Raw genomic sequence first — 20,021 nt, forward strand, 5'->3', positions numbered from 1 at the left:
GCATTGAAAAATCTACAAAGATTACAAATTTTCCTGATAACTTATTTCATAATTATTGTGTCTGGAGTTGCTATTTTTCCAGATAATTTGCGTATCAAAGTCGGTTTACCTTTAGTAATTACAGCACTTTTGGGAATGGGAATTTATGGTTGGTTGAAATTGTGGTTAATTCCTCAATTTTACTTTGTTGATTATATCCATGCTAAAAAATGAATTGTTGTCAAAAGTATGTAAAAATCTAGATAGAGAAACAAAACTCAATAAAATTCGATGACTACATCGAATTTTTCCAAAACTGTAATTTTTTGAACTATGATAATAAATAAAATGCAAACCGAATTTAACTTTTTTCAGCACTGGTATCCTCTTTCTCCCATTGAAGACCTCGATCCAGAAATACCTGTTCCCGTAACTCTGTTGGGAATACGTTTAGTTATCTGGAAGCCAAGATATTCTGAGAATTACCAGGTATTTTTAGATGTTTGTCCTCACCGTCTAGCACCCTTAAGTGAGGGTCGTGTTGATGATAAAACTGGTAATTTAATGTGTAGTTATCATGGTTGGCAATTTGATGCTCAAGGTATCTGTACTAATATTCCCCAAGCTGAAAATCCTGGAATTATAGCAAAAAATCAACAAAATTTCTGTGTTACTTCATTACCAGTACGCCAGGAAAACGATTTACTCTGGGTTTGGCCTGATGCGAAAACAGCAGAGATAGCTGAAATTACACCCCTACCATTATCACCACAAATAGATGCTCAGAAAGGTTTTGTGTGGTATTCTTATGTCCGCGATCTAGAATATGATTGGGAAATTCTCATAGAAAATGTCATAGATCCAAGTCATGTTCCTTTTGCTCATCACGGAGTACAAGGTGATAGAAACAGAGCAATAGCAAAAGTTATGGAGATTTTACAATCAACAATCAATTTAATTGAAATTTTTATCCCTGGAAGTTTACCTGTAAAAATTACTTTTGAACCACCTTCTCGTTTGGAATATGAAATTAGTTTAGGTAATACTGAAAAGAAACTAGGACTTGTGATTTATGCTTTACCAGTATCTCCTGGTAAATCTAGAGTTATTGCTCAGTTTTCTAGGAACTTTGCTAAAACAATTCATCGACTAACACCACGTTGGTGGGAACACATAAAAATTCGCAACTTGGTTTTTGATGGAGATATGATTTTACTCAATCAGCAGGAATATTTACTGCAACAAAAACAATCAAGTCAAAGTTGGAAAACAGCTTATAAATTACCTACAAATGCAGATCGTTCAGTCATTGAGTTTAGAAATTGGTTTGATAAATATTGTGGTGGTAAATTACCTTGGAGCGAAGTGGGAATTAGTGAGAAAAATAACTCTCTAATAAATAATAATCATGCCTCACTATTGGATCGTTATCAACAACATACTCAGCATTGCAGTAGTTGTCGTCAGGCATTGAAAAATCTACAAAGATTACAAATTTTCCTGATAACTTATTTCATAATTATTGTGTCTGGAGTTGCTATTTTTCCAGATAATTTGCGTATCAAAGTCGGTTTACCTTTAGTAATTACAGCACTTTTGGGAATGGGAATTTATGGTTGGTTGAAATTGTGGTTAATTCCTCAATTTTACTTTGTTGATTATATCCATGCTAAAAAATGAATTGCTTTCAAAAGTATGGAACAATCTGTGGTAACAAGATACAAATACTAACAGGACTTACGCAGGTGAACCCCCCAAACCCAGTTTCTCGTAGACATCTATTGCTCAAAACAACGATTTATCCTAGAAACCGGGTTTCTTTGCGTAATATTAAATCCGGATAATTAATATACCTAAGTCATTGCGACTGGAACGGAGTGGAAGGTTTGCGCAGCATTCCGTAAGGAAAGCAATCTCCGCGCACTCCTGAGATTGCTTCCTGTCGTCGCAATGACGAATGTTCAACCGGATTTTATATAAGTCCTAACTAAATTATATCATGTCCGCACTTTATCGTTTGTGTAAACCAAAGGGTGAATATCTACAGGAAATTTAAGTTTTTTCGGGGTTAATACCCTTAAATAAAGCCTTCATCTCAAATTTATGAATTGCAGAATTGCAGAATTCTAAATTCTTACCCTTTTACAATACCGATGCTACCGGACATGATATTAGATAGTCACTAAATAAGTCCTATCAATCTCTTGCAAAATTACTCATTTTGTGATACAATATGTCCTGAATTAAAATGGTTTCAAATAACTTCCAGAGAGGAAATCTATGAATTCTGTCGCTCTTCCCAACAAGACCCCCTATCAAAACACTAAATCCCTCGATCTCGATCTCAATACTATTGAGGGAACTGTACCTGGGGATATGATGGGACACGCATTTTGGATAGTACCTACACCACAAGGAGGAGATACCCCATGGTTTAATGGCCGTGGACAATTGTATCGCTTAGATTTTAACAGCGATCGCGTCCATATTAAAAGTGCTCCCTTTGAAACTCCTTCTGTGATCTGCGATCGCAAAATTCAAGAAAAATCTCAATGGCAGTTATGGAGAAGGCTATTTCGCTTTCGTAATCGTGGTGGTTTAGCGCGTATGAACCTGTTGCTGGGGGTGCAAAACCAATGCAATACTGCCTTGCAAGCTTTTCGAGACCCAGAGGATGGTTCTTGGCGGATGATGGCTACAATTGATTCCGGTCGTCCGTTTGAGTTTGACATGACGACCTTATCCCCCGTAACCCCGGTAGGATCAAATAGTGAATGGAAAGCAATGGAAATTGATGGCATCCCTGGAGTTGGAGATATCAAGTTTCCCTGGATCTTTCCCATGCACATGAGTGGCGCTCATACTGCCTACGATGAGCATACTGGAGATATTTTCTTAATTAATCCTATTTTTGAAATTCCCCCAGCCGCTGGTTTAATTGAACCTGATACCTATTTGCACGTTTGGGATGGTGCAGGAAAATTTACAACTACTCGAATTATCGATGATAACACGGGGAAACCAGTGGTGATCAAACAGTCTACCCACCAAATTGCCGTGACACGCAATTATGTCGTCATCATCGACACAGCATTTTTAATCGAATATATGCGAATGGTTTTCTCAGGAGTGCGGACGGAACCGCAGTCTGCCTATAACCAGATTTGGTTTGTACCGCGATCGCAATTGGATGGAGGAGCAGCAGTTGCCAAACACGTCGAGATTCCGCGCGAGTGCGTTCACTTCTTTGCCAACTATGAGGATAAGGAAGATTGGGTCACTTTGCATTTAGTTCATGCTTCTGGCCATGATGTCAGCGAGTCGCTTCAGCGATGGGATGTGCGGTGGCCTACTCGACTAGAATTTGTTCCTCCAGAGTTTTATGGCTCCCCTCCCGGCGTTTATGACCAGCAAGGATTTGGTAAATACGTCGTCAACGCTCAAACAGGGGAAATCAAAAGCAGTGAATATCAGTTCTTTGAGGATTTCTGGGGAGTTGCGCTTCCCACCTACAGTGGAATTCAAGGAACGAGTCCAGGGCAATTTGAAAATATTTGGGTTAATTTCTACGGTTATATGAGCGAAATGGTTCCCAGAAGGTTAGTGGAACTGTACGCTAATCATCCATTCCGAAATGTTCCGGTAGAGGATCTACCTTCCTGGAAAGAAGCTGGTATCCTACGGTGGTCTCCTACTGATATGGAAGTAAAAGATTTCTGGGTTGTGCCTCGCGGTACGAGTTTCACGACTCCGATTTATGTTCCTAAGCAGGGTCAGAGCAATGAGTTAGAAGGGTATGTGGTGGCAATGCTGACTGTATCTAGCGGACAGTCAGAATTCTGGATTTGGCAAGCAGGAAATCTAGCAGCAGGTCCGATAGCAAAACTGGGACACCCAGATGTTCAGTGTGGCTTCCCACTACACTCAGCTTGGGTACCAGAAATAGCTCCCCGAAGTTCTACTTATAAAGTGGATCTGCGTTCAGATACTGATATTAACAAGCATAAGCATTTACCTGGTTGGATTCGGGATATTTTTGAAAATGATATCTATCCAGTGTTCGATTAATAATATTTTTGACCAATTTGATAAATGTTTGCTACAAATAGCTAGGATATTTCGTAAGGAATCAACCCACCCCGAACCCAATCCACCCCCGTCCCTCCTGGGAGGGGAGTCAGGAGTCAGGAGTAAGAATGAATGGCTTTAATAACAGTTTTTAGATCGGAATTTATCTTTTTAGCCCAAGAGACATCTCCTATAAAGTATTTTAATTGCCTCTATTATTCGTAACATTCTTTTTTCAAATTGGTATTATGCCCAAATTTTACTTTGTTGATTATATCCATGCTACGAAGTAGAAGCTAGGATAATCGCAAATTATTTAATAGAAATATCTAGAAAAGAGGGAATAGGGAACAGGGATAAATAATTGACAATTTATAGATAATAATTGCTTTGATTTTTAATTTTTGGAGATGTCTATGAGTTCAACTAATATCATCAATTTAATTAACCTAAAAGCCAGGAATGAAAATTTTATTTTATTGAATAGAAAGTAGAGGATAAATAAGAATAAATTATCTAATAATTTATGATAAATTAAGAAAACTTTATCTGATGAGAAATAGGAGTTAAGTAAGTTCTGAACTGGTGTAGGAATGACCCGATATTAGTGCAAAAAAATACTCACTAAACCCTTACCACTTTCTCAGGTGAATCTCAGATTTTTCATAGACTATCTTAATATCGATACTAAATACTTTATAAGTGTAAGGTTGAACTAAATTAATTGGAGAAAATAATATTATGAAAAACATCAACAAAAAATTAGTTGTAGCTAGTGCGATAACTGGTGTCTTAGCTGTTGGTCTTACCACTTTTGGTAATAGTCAGGAAGCTCTTGCAGGCAAAGAAGGTATGGAAAAATGTGCTGGTATTGTTAAAGCTGGCATGAATGATTGTAATGCTAATGGCCATAGCTGTTCAGGTCAGTCAACAGTAAGTGGAGATCCTAACGAGTGGATTTATGTTGCTGAGGGTACTTGCGAGAAAATTGTTGGTGCAACTCTTAAGGAATAGACTTGCTACATATTAACTAAAAAGTTAGGCGTTGCACAGTGGCGAATGATTTGAGATTTTTGATTGAATTTGATTTTGGATTTGATAATTGCTAGAACGATTAATATTAGGTTTTTTTCGTCAAAGTCTAAACCTATTTTTGGCAGTATCATTCCATAATGTGCAACCCCAAAAGTTAAATTATTATTACAAAAATTATTTGTGGTATTTTTTAATAAAGTTATGATTTGAGGTTAATAGAATTGAGAAGAGAAAAATATTTTATATGAAGTATCTCTTTCTTTATTTCTATATTTCATCAAATCAGCTTATAATTAAAAGATGCCATATTTTTTTATGGGTATATCTCAATTTTGAATAAAGCCAAAAATTTATTGCTTTTAGGGAATAGGGAATAGGAAATACTATTTCTCAAAAACTTTTCTACATTTTGTTGAGCAGGGGAGTAGGGGAGTAGGGAAGTGGGGGAGAAAAAAACATAATAATAATGAATATTAAGTTAGCTAAAATTAGTAAAAATAGTGATTCGACTTCTGCTAATTAGTTGATAAATGAAGTATTGCGCAAGTATAGCACTAATGTATGGGAATTGGTATAATAGGTAATAGGAAAAAAGTGTTTTTACAAATATGAGATGCACTCAATTGGGGTTTGTATATGTGGAACGACAACCTTTCATCCTAATCCAATTTTCCAGTTATTCGGTCTTTCCTTCTTCCTTCTTTTTAATTGGAGTTTGTAGATGTGGGGCGACAACTTTTCAGTCAAATCCTTCTTACTTCTTAAATAAAAACAGTTTATGACAATTATGACAACTAAAATAGAGTCTCAAAAACTAGAATTTGATGTTAATCCAAAGTGGCAAAGTAAGGGAGATTTACCCTACATTCAGTCATCATCAATTCAAGGTTCAGGAATTGCTTTACGTTCCCTCCACTATCAATATATTCTGACTCAAAAACCGAAAGTAAATTGGTTTGAAGTTTTATCAGATAACTATTTATGTGCTGGTGGTTTACCACTATTTTATTTAGAAAAAATTCGTCAAAATTATCCTGTCACTTTACATGGAGTAGGAATGTCTTTGGGTTCAACAGACCCATTAAATTTAGATTATTTAACTCGCCTAAAAAATTTAGCAGCAAAAGTTGAACCAGATTTTATTTCTGACCATTTATCTTGGATATCTGTTAGTGGTCACTATCTTAACGATTTAATTCCGCTGGTTTATACAGAAAAGGTGATGGATTTTGTGGCATCGCGTATCCTGCAAGTACAAGAATTTTTAGGTAGGCAAATTTTGATTGAAAATCCTTCTCCATATTTAACTTTTACAGATTCAACTATGTCGGAATGGGAGTTTATTGAGGGATTAGTAAAAAAAGCTGACTGTTACTTACTTCTGGATATAAATAATCTTTATGTTAATGCTATAAATAATGGAATTGACCCTCTAAAATATCTGGATGGTATTCCAGCAAAAAGGGTTAAACAAATTCATTTAGCAGGTTATGAAGAAAAGGAAAATTATCTATTAGATACTCACGGTTATCCCGTACATCCTCCAGTTTGGGAGTTGTATGAAGAAGCTTTAGTAAGGTTTGGCAGTGTACCTACTTTAATCGAATGGGATACAGATATTCCGAGTTTTGAAGTGTTAATGGCAGAAGCAAATAAGGCTGAAAAATTATTACAAAAGGTCAGTTCATTAATGAATAATGGATAATTGATAATTACCTCTCCCTTTTAGGGAGAGGATTGACCCTTAAGGAAAAAATTGATTTTTTTTCCCTTTCAAGGGGAGGCTTTTAACCTGAATTATTTAATTATTTAATTAGAGCTTGCTGATTAAATATAAAAGCATTTACATCTAAAAACTTTAGCTTTTTTTTTGTCTAAAAAAGTGCAAATTTTTCAGCTATTCATGCTCAAAAATTTAGTATTTTAGGCTCATAGTTGGGCAGAAAAATCATTCTTACAATTCTTGCTCCTACCTCCTCGCTCATTCCCATTTCTCCTGTCTCCTGTCTCCTGTCTCCTGTCTCCTACCCCTACTAAAAGACTTTTGAGCGCAAACCCTAATTATTAATTATTTGGTAATGGAACATACTACTCTACAAAATTTATTTCTCCAAGCTGTATGGAAAAAAGACAGTATTAGTATAGAAGAATTAAGCAAACATATTAAGGCACCAAATAATTTAACACCTGCTGAAGCTTTGGCAATTTACAGAGGTAATATTGTTGGGAATTTGAGTAATACATTAATGTCAATTTATCCTGTTTTATGTCAGTTAGTGGGAGAAAAGTTTTTTGAAGCAACTGCATTAAAGTTTATTAATCAGTTTCCTTGTTTATCACCTGATTTAGGAGATTATGGAGAACAGTTTGCAGATTTTCTGGCAGATTTTGAACCAGTAAAACATTTACCATATCTGCCAGATATAGCACGTTTAGAATGGCATTGGCATCGAGTTTTTTGTGGTGAAGATACAAAGGGTTTAGATTTTCAAGCTTTGGGTGAAGTTCCTCAAGAAAAATGGGGAGAGTTGATTTTGTATTTACCGAAAAATAGTGTTTTATTAGAGTCTATTTATCCTATTCATAGGATTTGGCAGGTCAATCAACCCGATCATCAAGGGGATAAAATGGTAAGTTTAGATGAAGGTGGGGTGAAAATATTTTTGTGGCGACAGGGTTATGATATGCGAATTGATTTACCAAACAATGAAGAATGGGAATTACTAAAGATTTTTCAAGAGAATTATCCATTTGAAATTGTTTGCGAAAAAGTCGCTGATATTGAACCTCAAGTTGATGTGGGTTCATTACTTCCATTGTTTGTACAGCGAGGTTGGATTGATAATTTTTGTGTTAAGAAGGAAGAAGGGTTCAACAATTAATTATTAATAATTAATAATTAATAATTAGGGCTTGCTGATTAAATCTCAAAGCATTAACAGGTAAAGGTTGTAGATTTTTTAGGGTTCAAAAAAGTGCCAGCTTTTCAGTTAAAAACGCTCAAAAAGCTAGTATTTTGAGCTGACTATGGTAGAAAAATCAAGGGACAATTCTTACTCCTACCTCCTCTAGATTTCCATTTCTCCTGACTCCTGACTCCTACCTTCTACCCATAAGACTTTTTCAGCAAACCCTAATTATCTCTCCTTTTTGCAAAAATACTTTATAGAACCCCTGAGTGGCATCTCTAAAAATTTAGGCGGTCGCTCCTATTACTTAACTTAAGCATATATCTTTTCGGAGAAAGACATTTCCAATCATCAAAAATCAAATCAATTATTGTAGAGCGTGTCATCAATTCTTCCCCCCTACTCCCTACTCCCTACTCCCTATTTTCTGGAGAGAGCTAAAAGATACGGTTAGGGGTTCTATATTTGCAAACATACTTTTTTCCCATATATTCCCTATTCCCTATTGCCTGTTGCCTGTTGCCTAAAAGTGAAGTTTCAGAACCCAACTTTTCAGTGAATTTTAACTACGGAATTAATTGACTTACAATAACCTGATAACGTCTATCATCCAACCCATCACCATTGTAAGCAAATTCCGGATCAATCATTTGTTTCATTTGCTCGATCCTCGCTGATGTTGCGGGATGAGTGCTAAGAAAAGATGGTGGAGAACCTTTTTTTAGCAATTTTTCCATAAATGTAATTGCACCATACTGAGCATATCCCGCTCTACCTAATGTTTCAATACCTATTGCATCCGCTTCAAATTCTGCCTCCCTACTTTTAGGCCGACGTAATGCTAATTCTACCCCAACTTGGACAGCAACACTATCATCTACACCTGCTGCAGTAGCTAAACCCTGGGCCAATAATGTCTGACGTAACTGTTTTACTGCATGACGACTAGCAATATGGGCAATTTCGTGAGAAACAACACTAGCTAATTCTGCTTCGTTCTCTGCAGCTTTCATTAAACCAGTATTGATATAAACAAAACCTCCCATAGTGGCAAAAGCATTTATACTGTCATCCTCCACTACTTGAAAAGTATAGGGAATGTCTGGACGGGGACTTGCAGCAGCCAATCTTTGGCCAATTCTATTAATATATTCGTTAGCTGCGCGATCGCGATAAATTTTAAGATTTCTCTGTTTTAATAATTGTTGATTAATTTGTTTACCAAGTTCAACTTCTTGGCGGTCAGACAGGTTAGAAATTTGAATCATCTGAATACTCTGGAAAATTAATTCTCCCCAGGGAATAGCTTGACTGGGAGATGCTGTACCTGCACATAAACTAGCAGCGACCATTACAGATATTAATGGGTATGATACTTGACGAAAGGAAGAACGAGTAATTAGAGATAGTTTTTTCAACATGAGCTTTTAGATTAAAAGGTACTAGCTACGCGGAAGTTAAAAGTCAAAAGTTAAAAGTCAAAAGTTAAAAGTCAATCATTTTTGATTTGTCCTAACCTTTCCTTCGACTGCTATTTGTCCTAATTTTTCCTTCAACTGCTATTACAAATAAATTAGTGAATGATATTTGGTTGTTGTTGTCATTCACTACAAAAGTTATTGATAGCTTTTCCGCAAAGCTAAAATTTGATTTTACTACCGAAGATAAGGGAGTTTAGCTAATAAAAAACCTCCTTATCTTCATCCATTTAACTGTAAGCATTCAGCAGTCAGCTAGCCTCTTATCCGAGGAAATGTGGACTTCAGCTAGGCTCCTATGGTCGGAACTGCGTTATCAGCTTTAAAGGATAAAATTGCTTTTTTATCAAAGCTTAATAGTATGAATCTTTAGTTGAGAATGTAGTAGAAAAACGAATGTTTGCTTCATTCATTAAAAAGCTGTTTGCGCAGCATTCCGCAGGAAATGCTTACATTGAACTTATTTTGAAAATAAAATTTTCGTCGAAAAAAATATATAAGTATTACCTAAAATTTACAATTTACCACGTTATTAAAGTCAATTTAATTACAGATATACAAATCTTTATTTATCGTTACGCTGGCAAATTTTAATGATATTTATTGTGTTAAATGTACAATTACAAAACTCTATTATTGGTGCTTGGCTAAACATGATATTAAGTGGTAATATCTTTAAGAAGAGATTTTCTAAATGAAAATTATGTGTATTAGAAATCTGGTAAAAATCCAAAATCAAATCAATTCTCACACATAAATTATCAGTTATTTCCCCTCCTGGGAGGGGGAGGGGCGAGGGGTGGGTTCCCTAATGCCTACAGCAAAGCTGCCTACTCCCTATGCGTGGAGGAGATGTCTATTACCTAACCATCCTGGTTATCGACAAAAGAATGGCAATAAATGATACCCAATATCACTTGTAATTATTAGTTGATGAAATTATGAAAATTCTGGATTCTCAAGGACGATTATTTGGTAAAGTCAGTGTCTTAGATGTGGGCGCTGTGTTAATAATTTTAATGGTATTACTGGGAATATTTATCGTTCCTGGTACTAATAAAACTTCTGTTGCTCAAGTGGGTAATATTATTACTAAACCAATGGAAGTAGATGCTATTGCTTTAGGTTTAAAAGGACGGAACCCTGAAAAATTATTAAGGGAAGGAGAGAAAACTCAATTAATTATTAGAAATCAACCTTATGGAAAAGTTGACCTAAAATCTGTGGAATTTATGACTCGAAAAGTGGCAGTTCCTCAGCCTGATGGCTCAGTCAAAGCTTTGCCAGATCCTAGAGATAAAGAACTTTTTAGTCGGAATCTTTTATTAACTTTGGAAGGTAAAGGTAGAGTGACTGATGATGGTCCTGTATTAGGAAATATTAAGGTAAAAATTGGTATGACAATTGAGTTGGAGGGTGCGGATTATAATTTTAATGCTAGTGTGATTGATGTGCGAGTAAGAGAGTAATTTTCTGATTTTATAGAAGTCTAATAGGGTGTGTTTTGTTCCACAAAATATCTGGCCTGTGCAAAATACACCTTGAAGAAGGAAGAAGGAAGAAGGAAGAAGGAAGAAGGAAGAAAAAATGGATGGGGATAGTCTTCGACACGCCACTCCGTGTCTTATAACCCCAAGCAATTGTTAACACCCTGTAGAGGGTGGGGTATTAAACCAAAAATAAAAAGATAATTTTACAGCGCAATTCATTTTAGGGTGGTGGTGCATAGTAATGGTAAAAGAAGTGTGGGGAGATGGGGGATGGGGAGTGTGAGAAAAATTAAAAAATATATATCCTCACCATTACCATGCAGGACTACCCATTTTAGTAACTACAAAATTCTTTTGAGTTAGGGAGTAGCGGTGCGACCCCGCGTCGGTGACAGACGCATCTGGTAGCGCACCAAGAGAGGGAGTAGGAAAATACTTTGGCCACTGTAGTCTATCTATTTGAAAATCACTACAATTAAAGTCTCGATGGAATGAACAAGCAAGCTAAAAAATAGAATACAGATATTAAGGGGTAATAATAGACAGAAAAGGCATCTAAATTTTCTGGAAAAATGACCAAAACTATGAGTATAAAAGAAGAAAGCGATCGCTTGATTAACAAATTTCTAGGATACCTAAAAAATTTAGAGTAACATTTATCTATAGTAGTCGTTATTACTACTCTTAATTTATCATTTTCTTTGTGGGTTTAATACCCCACCGTCAACGGTCGTGTTCAAAATTACTTGGGGGAGCGAATCTCCATGTAATTTTCCTCCTGTCTCCTGTCTCCTGTCTCCTGTCTCCTTCTTCAAGGAATAGCTATTTGGTTAGCACTTCCCAGGAGAAATAATCAAATATCAATAATCCACCTGATCTCCGAGATAACTAAATGCCTTCCTCCTTCTTACTTCTTCCTTCTTCTTTCTGAAAATAATTAAAGTTTTGATCAAAGTATTTACTTATGTCTAAAAATAATTCTCTTATCGGAAAAATTCTACATCAACGTTATCAAATTATTGAAAAATTAGGCACAGGTGGTGGATTTGGTGAAACTTATATTGCAGAAGATTTAGATATGCCGGAAATTCCCAAACCAAAATGTGTTGTTAAGAGGCTAAAACCGACACAAAAAAGTTTAGAAGTTCAGAGGTTATTTGAGCAAGAAGGTAGGATTTTAAAAAAATTAGGTTGCCATGCTCAAATCCCAACTTTATATGCTTATTTTGAAGATGAAGGAGAATTTTTCCTAGTTCAAGAACTGATAGTTGGTCACGATTTAACTAGAGAAATGAATTCCTATTGGAGTGAATTTAAAATCATCAAATTTTTAACGGATATTCTGGAATTACTGAGTTTTGTTCATCAAAATAATGTAATTCATCGGGATATAAAACCGGCAAATATTATGAGGCGAGAAACTGGTGGGAAATTAGTATTAATTGATTTTGGAGCAGTTAAAGAAGTTAGTACGATAGTAGTTGGTAAGTATGGGGAATTTACTAGCACTATTACCATTGGAACTCGTGGTTATATGCCTGTAGAACAAATACAAGGTAGACCCCAATTTGCTAGCGATATTTATGCTGTTGGAGTAACTGCAATTCAAGCTTTAACAGGAAAACCTCCCCAACTATTTCCCCTAAATAGCTATGGAGAAATAAACTGTAAAAAACTCTTTTACTTTTCCGATGTCAGTGATGAGTTAGTTAATTTTTTAATGAAAATGGTGAATATTCACTTGGATCTACGCTATCTAGACGCTGAAGTTGCTTTGGCAGAATTATCGAATATTACATCAAATTTAATAAGAGTGAAAAAACACGATATAGAACTACCTTATGGTCAAGTTCCTTTAAATTCTCCTTTTTATATTGAGCGATCGCCTATCGAATCAGAATGTTTTCAAGCTATTGTTAAACCCAACGCATTAATTAGAATTAAAGCGCCTCGACAAATGGGAAAAAGTTCTTTATTATCCCGAATTTTAGCTCATTCTAGTCAGCAAGGTCATCGAATAGTTGATCTAAATTTTCAAACTATAGATACGGAATTTATCGAAAACTTAGACAAATTTTTGCAGTGGTTTTGTGCAAGTATTAGCGAAAAATTGGGTTTAGAAGAACAGTTAGAAAAATATTGGAAAAAAGTCTTAGGAGTGAAAAAAAGGTGTACAAAATATTTTGATAAATATTTGCTCGCTGAAATTAAAGCTCCCATAGTTTTAGGATTAGATGAAGTTGACAAAATTTTCCAAAATCCCGGTCTAGCAACAGATTTTTTTGCCTTATTAAGAGCTTGGCACGAACAAGGTAAAAATAATCCTGATTGGCAAAGATTACGATTAATAATTGTTCACTCCAAGGAAGTTTATATTCCTCTGAATATTAATCAGTCTCCCTTCAATGTGGGATTAGGAATTGAGTTGCCAGAATTTAATTTAGAACAGGTAAAATATTTAGTAGAAATACATGGTTTAAAATGGTCTTTAAATTGGTCTGAAAAACTAATGGAAATGTTAGGAGGCCATCCTTATTTAGTACGTCTAGCACTTTATCAAATTGCTAGTGAAAAAATTACTTTAGAACGACTTTTAGAACTGGCAGCAACTGATGAAGGACCTTATTATAATCACTTACATCCACATTTGTTGAACTTGCAAAAAGATGAAACTTTACAGAAGGCAATGACAAAAGTTGTTAATGCAAAAACTCCTGTGGAAATTGGTACAATTGAGGCTTTTAAATTGCGGAGTATGGGATTAGTTAAATTTCGGGGAAATGCTGTGATGCCTTTGTGTAGTTTATATAAAGAATATTTTCGAGTTCATTTTTGAAGAAGGAAGAAGGAAGAGGGTTATACCGTTTCACGGAAATTAAAATTATAAGTTATAAATCAAAAGTCAGAAGAATTAGGAAGTAAAAACTCAATGATGGGACTTTAGTTTATCATTTTCTTTGTGGATTTAATACCCCACCGTCAACGGGGGTGTTCAAAATTACTTGGGGGAGCGTAGACGCGGAGCGGCCCTTCGTTGACTATCCATAAGTAATTTTCCTCCTGTCTCCTGTCTCCTGTCTCCTGTCTCCTTCTTCAATATACCATTTTGAAAAAAGAATGTTACGAATAGTAAGAGGGATAAAAATAATTTTCAGGAGACATCCCTTTGACAAAAAAGATGATTTCCAACCTAAAAAGTGGTATTGAAGCAATTCCCATACGACTCCTGACTCCTGACTCCTGACTCCTAAAAAATCCCCTAGTTATTTGTAGCAAACATTTATCAAAATGGTATTATACCAATTCCTAAAAGTAACACTATACTTGGGTAATACTTCAGTTATTAATTAATCACAACAGATAGAATCACTTTTTTGCTAAAAATAGCCCAGTTAATATGAATTATTCTTACTTTTTACTTCTCCCCCACCCCTCTACTCCCCTACTCAACAAAATGTAGAAAAGTTTTTGAGAAATGGTATTAGTTGATACGTTGTAATTCCTCAGCGATAATCTCTTGCATAACACTCTTAATTTTTGGGTTGAGTACCTGAGCTGTTCTTTGCATAGATTCTTGAAACAATTGTGGCAGAAGTTCAATAGTTTTTCTTCCGGTTGGAGTTTGATAAAATTCAATTAATGTCTGCAAATCTTCTTCTGTAAAATATTTATCATAGATAGGATAGTAAACTTCTTCAACAATTTGTTGATAGCTAATACGTTCGAGAAACATCTGATTAGATTTCCGGATAATACTGGTTGTTTCTTGGTTGAGCTTATTTGTAATTTGTTGCCTTTCTTCGGGAGAAAGTTGTTGATTTTCAACTAATTCAGAAGTTAAAATAGAACTGAATTGTTGTTCCATTTGAGACAACATAGCTCGAATTACTTCTTGAAATGTTTTTTCGCCTCCTATAAGTTCCAAATATCGATCGATCAGTTGTTGTTTTCTTGTAGAAGTTTTCTGGGATACTCTCAGATTAGATTCAGAATAATTAGGAAAAATTTGAGGGTTAGAAACTTCAGAATTTAGGAAAAACAATGATGAAGTTAAACTAATTAGGAATATTTGTTTTAACATGAGTCAAATTAAGTTAATTTAAGTTGATTAGAGGTAGACGTATAATCAAAAATGAAGCCTTAACTCCAATATTTTCTTTTTCTTGATTCTAATACCAAATTCACGCAAAGGCAGTTACATCTTAATTTGTGATTTATTCTTAAAAGAAAAAAATATAAATTCCATAAATTCTAAAATTTCCACCTTTTTTCCTCTTTAATATTTATGTTTTTCTTTCTCTGTTCCGAGGTCCGGTGTTCCCAGTTAAGTGTGTCCTCACCCTTTGCAATATTTTATGAAATTGGTATAATAATTATAACATAATGATTTTTTTGCAAGGTTTAATTATCAATATTTTAGGAAGCAGAAAAGAATCAAAATAAAAAGAATAAAAATAGGTGTATCTGATTGATGAATATCATACTCTAATAAATTGAGGCGGAGCTAACCTTTGAGTAGCTTGAGTAGAGCGATCGCCAAACTCAACAAGCTAACTAGGGCTTGCGTATGGAAAGTCTTTTTGCTCTTTGTAGGAGACAGGAGACAGGAGAAATGGGTCGGGAGCGAGGAGGTAGAAGTAAGAATTGTCCCTAGATTTTTCTGCCCAACTATGCGCCTAAAATACTAACTTTTTGAGCGTTAATGACTGAAATAGGCGCACTTTTTTCGACCCCAAAAAGGCACTTTTCTTTATATGTCAATGCTTTTAGATTTAATCAGCAAGCCCTAACTTATACCAATTTCATACAATATTGCTATGATGCTTTAGTCTATTGGTGGAAATCTAAAGATTAATACTTTAATACCAAATTCACGCAAAGGCAGTTACATCTTAATTTGTGATTTCTTCTTAAAAGAAAAAATTATAAATTCCATAAATTCTAAAATTTCCACCTTTTTTCCTCTTTAATATTTATGTTTTTCTTTCTCTGTTCCCAGCTCCGGTGTTCCCAGTTAAGTGTGTCCTCACCCTTTGCAATATTTTATGAAATTGGTATAACTAGCTGTCAACTAAAAGCTTTGAGCTATCAGGTTAGGGTGGGAATTTCTATCCACTTCTTGCTTCTTGCTTCTTCCCTTTTCCTTCTTCAAATTAACTATGAATAATTACGAATACTACATCGGTGGAAGTCTGCCAATTCATGCCAAAACTTATGTCAAAAGACAAGCAGATGAAGACTTATATCAAGGTTTAAAAAATGGAGAATTTTGCTATGTATTAAACTCCCGGCAAATGGGAAAATCTAGCTTGCGAGTCAAAACAATGCAACGCTTAAAACAAGAAAACGTTGCCTGTGTCAGCATTGATATGACAGAAATTGGCATTTATGATATTACCCCTTCAGAATGGTACGCCAGTATTATTGATACTATTTTAACTGCCTTAAATTTAGACGATGATTTTGATATTGAAGAATTTTGGGAAGGCAATAACAAACTTTCCAATATCAAACGGTTTAGTAAATTTATTAGTCAAAACTTATTGCCTTCTATTTGCCAACAAATTGTAATTTTTATCGATGAAATAGACAGTACAATCAGCCTACCTTTTAACATTGATGACTTTTTCGCACTTGTCCGAGATTGTTACAATAAACGAGCAGATAATTCTGATTATCAAAAGTTAACTTTTGCCATGATTGGAGTCGCAACTCCCGCAGATTTAATTAAAGATAAAAAACGTACTCCTTTTAATATTGGTAGAGCCATAAAATTAACAGGTTTTCAGTTAGCTGAAGTCGAACCATTAGCACAAGGTTTAATTAACAAAACTACCAATATTCATAAATTGATGGAGGTAATTTTAGATTGGACCGGAGGCCAACCATTTTTGACCCAGAAAGTTTGTAAATTAATTCAGGATAGTCCAGAAATTGTACCAGATGACCAAGAGGCAGAATGGGTCGCCAATTTGCTCAGACAGAGAATAATAGACAATTGGCAAGTACATGATGACCCAGAACATTTAAAGACAATACGCGATCGCCTGTTGGTGAATGAAAAACGGGCGAGTCGGTTATTAGGTCTGTATCAGCAGATTTTAATCACCCACACTTTAGAACTGAGAACTCAGAACTCAGAACTCAGAAGCGATACTCCCCACACTTTAGAACTGAGAACTCAGAACTCAGAACTCAGAAGCGATACTCCCCACACTTTAGAACTGAGAACTCAGAACTCAGAACTCAGAAGCGATACTCCCCACACTTTAGAACTGAGAACTGAGAACTCAGAACTCAGAAGCGATACTCCCCACACTTTAGAACTGAGAACTGAGAACTCAGAACTCAGAAGCGATACTCCCCACACTTTAGAACTGAGAACTCAGAACTCAGAACTCAGAAGTGATACTCCCCACACTTTAGAACTGAGAACTCAGAACTCAGAACTCAGAAGTGATACTCCCCACACTTTAGAACTGAGAACTCAGAACTCAGAACTCAGAAGTGATACTCCCCACACTCCCAATATTCCCCTCCTGGGAGGGGTTAGGGAATCCCACATCCAGGCAAATGACAACCCCAACCAAATGGAACTCCGTCTTACAGGTATAGTAGTAAAACAGGAACAGCGGTTGCAGGTTGCTAACCGTATTTATCAAGAAGTGTTTAATCTCCAGTGGGTAGAAAAAGAGTTGGAAAAGTTGCGTCCCTACTCAGAAGCATTTACTGCTTGGGAAGAGTCAGGATGTAAAGATGAGTCGCGACTGTTACGGGGTCAAGCATTGACTGATGCTTTAGCGTGGTCTGTGGATAAAAGTCTGAGCGATCGCGACTATCAATTTTTAGCTGCTGCTCAGGAGGTGGAGAAACAGGCGATCGAGTTGGAGAAGTTGGAAGCACAGGTAAAGTTGGATGCTCAGTTAAAGGCAAATCAGATATTAGAAGAAGCGAAGCAGATAGCAGACCTGAAGTTGGCAGAAGCGGAAGCAGTGGGTAAAAGTATTACTTCTAAATTATTGTCTAACTCTGGTAAACATTTTGAAGGGTTGTTGCAAGCATTGAGAGTGGCTAAACAACTACCACTCGCTAGGGAGATATTCCAACCCCAGGATGAGAGCAAAATGCAGATAATAGATGCTCTGAGTCAAGCTATATATATAGATGATGGAAAGTACCGAGAACTTAACCGCCTTCAGGGACATGAGGATGAGGTCAATGGTTTAGCATTTAGTCCGGATGGAGAGACTATTGCCACTGCAAGTGCTGACTATACGGTGAAATTGTGGAACCAACAGGGGAAATTATTGCAGACTCTCATCGGCCATAAGGATGCGGTCTTTGGTGTAGCATTTAGTCCGGGTGGAGAGACTATAGCAACTGCTAGTGCTGACAAAACAGCGAAATTGTGGAACCAACAGGGGAAATTATTGCAGACTCTCATCGGCCATAAGGATGCGGTCTTTGGTTTAGCATTTAGTCCGGATGGAGAGACGATCGCAACTGCTAGTTGGGATAAAACAGTGAAATTGTGGAACCGTCAGGGGAAATTATTGCAAACTCTCATCGGCCATGAGGATGCGGTCTTTGGTTTAGCATTTAGTCCGGGTGGAGAGAAGATCGCAACTGCTAGTTGGGATAAAACAGTGAAATTGTGGAACCAACAGGGGAAATTATTGCAGACTCTCATCGGCCATGAGAATTCGGTCTTTGGTTTAGAATTTAGTCCGGATGGAGAGACTATTGCCACTGCAAGTGCTGACTATACGGTGAAATTGTGGAACCGTCAGGGGAAATTATTGCAGACTCTCACCGGCCATGAGGATGCGGTCTTTGGTTTAGCATTTAGTCCCGATGGAGAGACTATTGCCACTGCAAGTGCTGACTATACGGTGAAATTGTGGAACCGTCAGGGGAAATTATTGCAGACTCTCACCGGCCATGAGGATGCGGTCTTTGGTTTAGCATTTAGTCCCGATGGAGAGACTATTGCCACTGCAAGTGCTAGCTATACGGTGAAATTGTGGAACCGTCAGGGGAAATTATTGCAGACTCTCACCGGCCATGAGGATGCGGTCTTTGGTTTAGCATTTAGTCCCGGTGGAGAGACGATCGCAACTGCTAGTTGGGATAAAACAGTGAAATTGTGGAACCGTCAGGGGAAATTATTGCAAACTCTCATCGGCCATGAGGATGCGGTCTTTGGTTTAGCATTTAGTCCCGGTGGAGAGACGATCGCAACTGCTAGTTGGGATAAAACAGTGAAATTGTGGAACCAACAGGGGAAATTATTGCAGACTCTCATCGGCCATGAGAGTTTGGTTAATAGTGTAGCATTTAGTCCGGATGGAGAGACTATAGCAACTGCTAGTTCTGACAAAACAGTGAAATTGTGGAACCAACAGGGGAAATTATTGCAGACTCTCATCGGCCATGAGAGTTTGTTTAATAGTGTAGCATTTAGTCCGGATGGAGAGACTATAGCAACTGCTAGTTCTGACAAAACAGTGAAATTGTGGAACCAACAGGGGAAATTATTGCAGACTCTCATCGGCCATGAGAGTTTGGTTAATAGTGTAGCATTTAGTCCGGATGGAGAGACTATAGCAACTGCTAGTTCTGACAAAACAGTGAAATTGTGGAACCAACAGGGGAAATTATTGCAGACTCTCATCGGCCATGAGAATTGGGTCTTTGGTGTAACATTTAGTCCGGATGGAGAGACGATCGCAACTGCAAGTCGTGACAAAACAGTGAAGTTGTGGGACCAACAGGGGAAATTATTGCAGACTCTCACCGGCCATGAGAATTGGGTCTGGGGTGTAGCATTTAGTCCGGATGGAGAGACGATCGCAACTGCAAGTCGTGACAAAACAGTAAAATTGTGGAACGTTTGGAAATTCGATCGCCTCCATGAATGGGGTTGCAACTGGATGCGCGACTACCTCGAAAATAATCCTAATGTTAGTGAAAGCGATCGCCATTTGTGTGACGGTGTTATATCATGTCCGGTTGAACAGTTATAAATAAATAACGGCGGAGTCCTCAGGAGTCATATCATG

Annotated in this window: 14 protein-coding genes and 1 pseudogene; 11 read left to right on the forward strand and 4 right to left on the reverse strand. The window is 36.6% G+C overall.

What is annotated here, in order from left to right; genetic code table 11:
• The 7 genes and pseudogenes from F6K18_RS18460 to F6K18_RS18490 form a co-directional block, all read left to right on the forward strand.
• Window positions 1-213: pseudogene (locus F6K18_RS18460) on the forward strand (pheophorbide a oxygenase); the annotation flags it as partial.
• Between the two features lie 114 nt (window positions 214-327).
• Window positions 328-1,659, forward strand: a complete 1,332-nt coding sequence (locus tag F6K18_RS18465) for a Rieske 2Fe-2S domain-containing protein (protein WP_287522737.1) — start codon at window positions 328-330, stop codon at window positions 1,657-1,659.
• A 600-nt stretch (window positions 1,660-2,259) separates the two neighbouring features.
• Window positions 2,260-4,047: a carotenoid oxygenase family protein gene (locus F6K18_RS18470; RefSeq protein ID WP_287522738.1), complete on the forward strand. Its 1,788-nt coding sequence runs from the start codon at window positions 2,260-2,262 to the stop codon at window positions 4,045-4,047.
• On the forward strand, window positions 4,022-4,189 hold the full coding sequence (locus tag F6K18_RS18475) for a hypothetical protein (protein ID WP_287522740.1): 168 nt from the start codon (window positions 4,022-4,024) through the stop codon (window positions 4,187-4,189). Before F6K18_RS18470 ends, F6K18_RS18475 begins: the two co-directional genes overlap by 26 nt.
• Window positions 4,190-4,788: 599 nt before the next feature.
• Window positions 4,789-5,061: a DUF2282 domain-containing protein gene (locus F6K18_RS18480; RefSeq protein ID WP_287522742.1), complete on the forward strand. Its 273-nt coding sequence runs from the start codon at window positions 4,789-4,791 to the stop codon at window positions 5,059-5,061.
• 799 nt (window positions 5,062-5,860) lie between these two features.
• Entirely contained in the window at window positions 5,861-6,787 is a 927-nt protein-coding gene (locus F6K18_RS18485) for a DUF692 domain-containing protein (RefSeq protein WP_287522744.1), read from the forward strand.
• Between the two features lie 373 nt (window positions 6,788-7,160).
• Window positions 7,161-7,964, forward strand: a complete 804-nt coding sequence (locus F6K18_RS18490; protein WP_287522745.1) for a DNA-binding domain-containing protein — start codon at window positions 7,161-7,163, stop codon at window positions 7,962-7,964.
• A gap of 593 nt (window positions 7,965-8,557) precedes the next feature.
• Here F6K18_RS18490 and F6K18_RS18495 read toward each other — a convergent pair.
• The gene (locus F6K18_RS18495) at window positions 8,558-9,412 is read right to left on the reverse strand and encodes a M48 family metallopeptidase (RefSeq protein WP_124143049.1); all 855 of its coding nucleotides are present in this window, start codon (window positions 9,410-9,412) and stop codon (window positions 8,558-8,560) included.
• A 998-nt stretch (window positions 9,413-10,410) separates the two neighbouring features.
• Between F6K18_RS18495 and F6K18_RS18500 the strand changes: the two genes are divergently transcribed.
• Window positions 10,411-10,938: a DUF4330 domain-containing protein gene (locus F6K18_RS18500; protein ID WP_124143048.1), complete on the forward strand. Its 528-nt coding sequence runs from the start codon at window positions 10,411-10,413 to the stop codon at window positions 10,936-10,938.
• A gap of 713 nt (window positions 10,939-11,651) precedes the next feature.
• Here the strand turns inward: F6K18_RS18500 and F6K18_RS18505 are convergent.
• Entirely contained in the window at window positions 11,652-11,774 is a 123-nt protein-coding gene (locus F6K18_RS18505; RefSeq protein ID WP_275670358.1) for a hypothetical protein, read from the reverse strand.
• Window positions 11,775-11,923: 149 nt separating this feature from the next.
• On the opposite strand from F6K18_RS18505, the gene F6K18_RS18510 reads away from it, so the two are divergent.
• Entirely contained in the window at window positions 11,924-13,795 is a 1,872-nt protein-coding gene (locus tag F6K18_RS18510; protein WP_287522746.1) for an AAA-like domain-containing protein, read from the forward strand.
• Between the two features lie 284 nt (window positions 13,796-14,079).
• Here the strand turns inward: F6K18_RS18510 and F6K18_RS18515 are convergent, their stop codons facing one another.
• Both F6K18_RS18515 and F6K18_RS18520 read right to left on the reverse strand, forming a co-directional pair.
• Window positions 14,080-14,235 carry a hypothetical protein gene (locus tag F6K18_RS18515; protein WP_287308941.1) on the reverse strand — a complete coding sequence of 52 codons (156 nt, stop codon included), beginning with the start codon at window positions 14,233-14,235 and terminating at the stop codon, window positions 14,080-14,082.
• A 205-nt stretch (window positions 14,236-14,440) separates the two neighbouring features.
• Window positions 14,441-15,040 (reverse strand): DUF2059 domain-containing protein, encoded by a 600-nt coding sequence (locus F6K18_RS18520; protein ID WP_287522747.1) that lies wholly within the window; start codon window positions 15,038-15,040, stop codon window positions 14,441-14,443.
• Between the two features lie 430 nt (window positions 15,041-15,470).
• Here F6K18_RS18520 and F6K18_RS18525 point away from each other — a divergent pair, with 430 nt between their 5' ends.
• Both F6K18_RS18525 and F6K18_RS18530 read left to right on the forward strand, forming a co-directional pair.
• A complete protein-coding gene (locus F6K18_RS18525; protein WP_287522748.1) occupies window positions 15,471-15,647 on the forward strand; it encodes a hypothetical protein in 177 nt (58 codons plus the stop codon).
• A 471-nt stretch (window positions 15,648-16,118) separates the two neighbouring features.
• The gene (locus F6K18_RS18530; protein ID WP_287522750.1) at window positions 16,119-19,985 is read left to right on the forward strand and encodes an AAA-like domain-containing protein; all 3,867 of its coding nucleotides are present in this window, start codon (window positions 16,119-16,121) and stop codon (window positions 19,983-19,985) included.
• Window positions 19,986-20,021 lie beyond the last annotated feature (36 nt).

Source organism: Okeania sp. SIO2C2 (assembly GCF_010692625.1).
Classification (GTDB): Bacteria; Cyanobacteriota; Cyanobacteriia; order Cyanobacteriales; family Microcoleaceae; genus Okeania; species Okeania hirsuta.

Coding starts and splice junctions, on each gene's coding strand:
- F6K18_RS18465 (WP_287522737.1), top strand. CDS start 328: ATGCAAACCGAATTTAACTTTTTTCAGCACTGGTATCCTCTTTCTCCC.
- F6K18_RS18470 (WP_287522738.1), top strand. CDS start 2,260: ATGAATTCTGTCGCTCTTCCCAACAAGACCCCCTATCAAAACACTAAA.
- F6K18_RS18475 (WP_287522740.1), top strand. CDS start 4,022: ATGATATCTATCCAGTGTTCGATTAATAATATTTTTGACCAATTTGAT.
- F6K18_RS18480 (WP_287522742.1), top strand. CDS start 4,789: ATGAAAAACATCAACAAAAAATTAGTTGTAGCTAGTGCGATAACTGGT.
- F6K18_RS18485 (WP_287522744.1), top strand. CDS start 5,861: ATGACAATTATGACAACTAAAATAGAGTCTCAAAAACTAGAATTTGAT.
- F6K18_RS18490 (WP_287522745.1), top strand. CDS start 7,161: ATGGAACATACTACTCTACAAAATTTATTTCTCCAAGCTGTATGGAAA.
- F6K18_RS18495 (WP_124143049.1), bottom strand. CDS start 9,412: ATGTTGAAAAAACTATCTCTAATTACTCGTTCTTCCTTTCGTCAAGTA.
- F6K18_RS18500 (WP_124143048.1), top strand. CDS start 10,411: ATGAAAATTCTGGATTCTCAAGGACGATTATTTGGTAAAGTCAGTGTC.
- F6K18_RS18510 (WP_287522746.1), top strand. CDS start 11,924: ATGTCTAAAAATAATTCTCTTATCGGAAAAATTCTACATCAACGTTAT.
- F6K18_RS18520 (WP_287522747.1), bottom strand. CDS start 15,040: ATGTTAAAACAAATATTCCTAATTAGTTTAACTTCATCATTGTTTTTC.
- F6K18_RS18530 (WP_287522750.1), top strand. CDS start 16,119: ATGAATAATTACGAATACTACATCGGTGGAAGTCTGCCAATTCATGCC.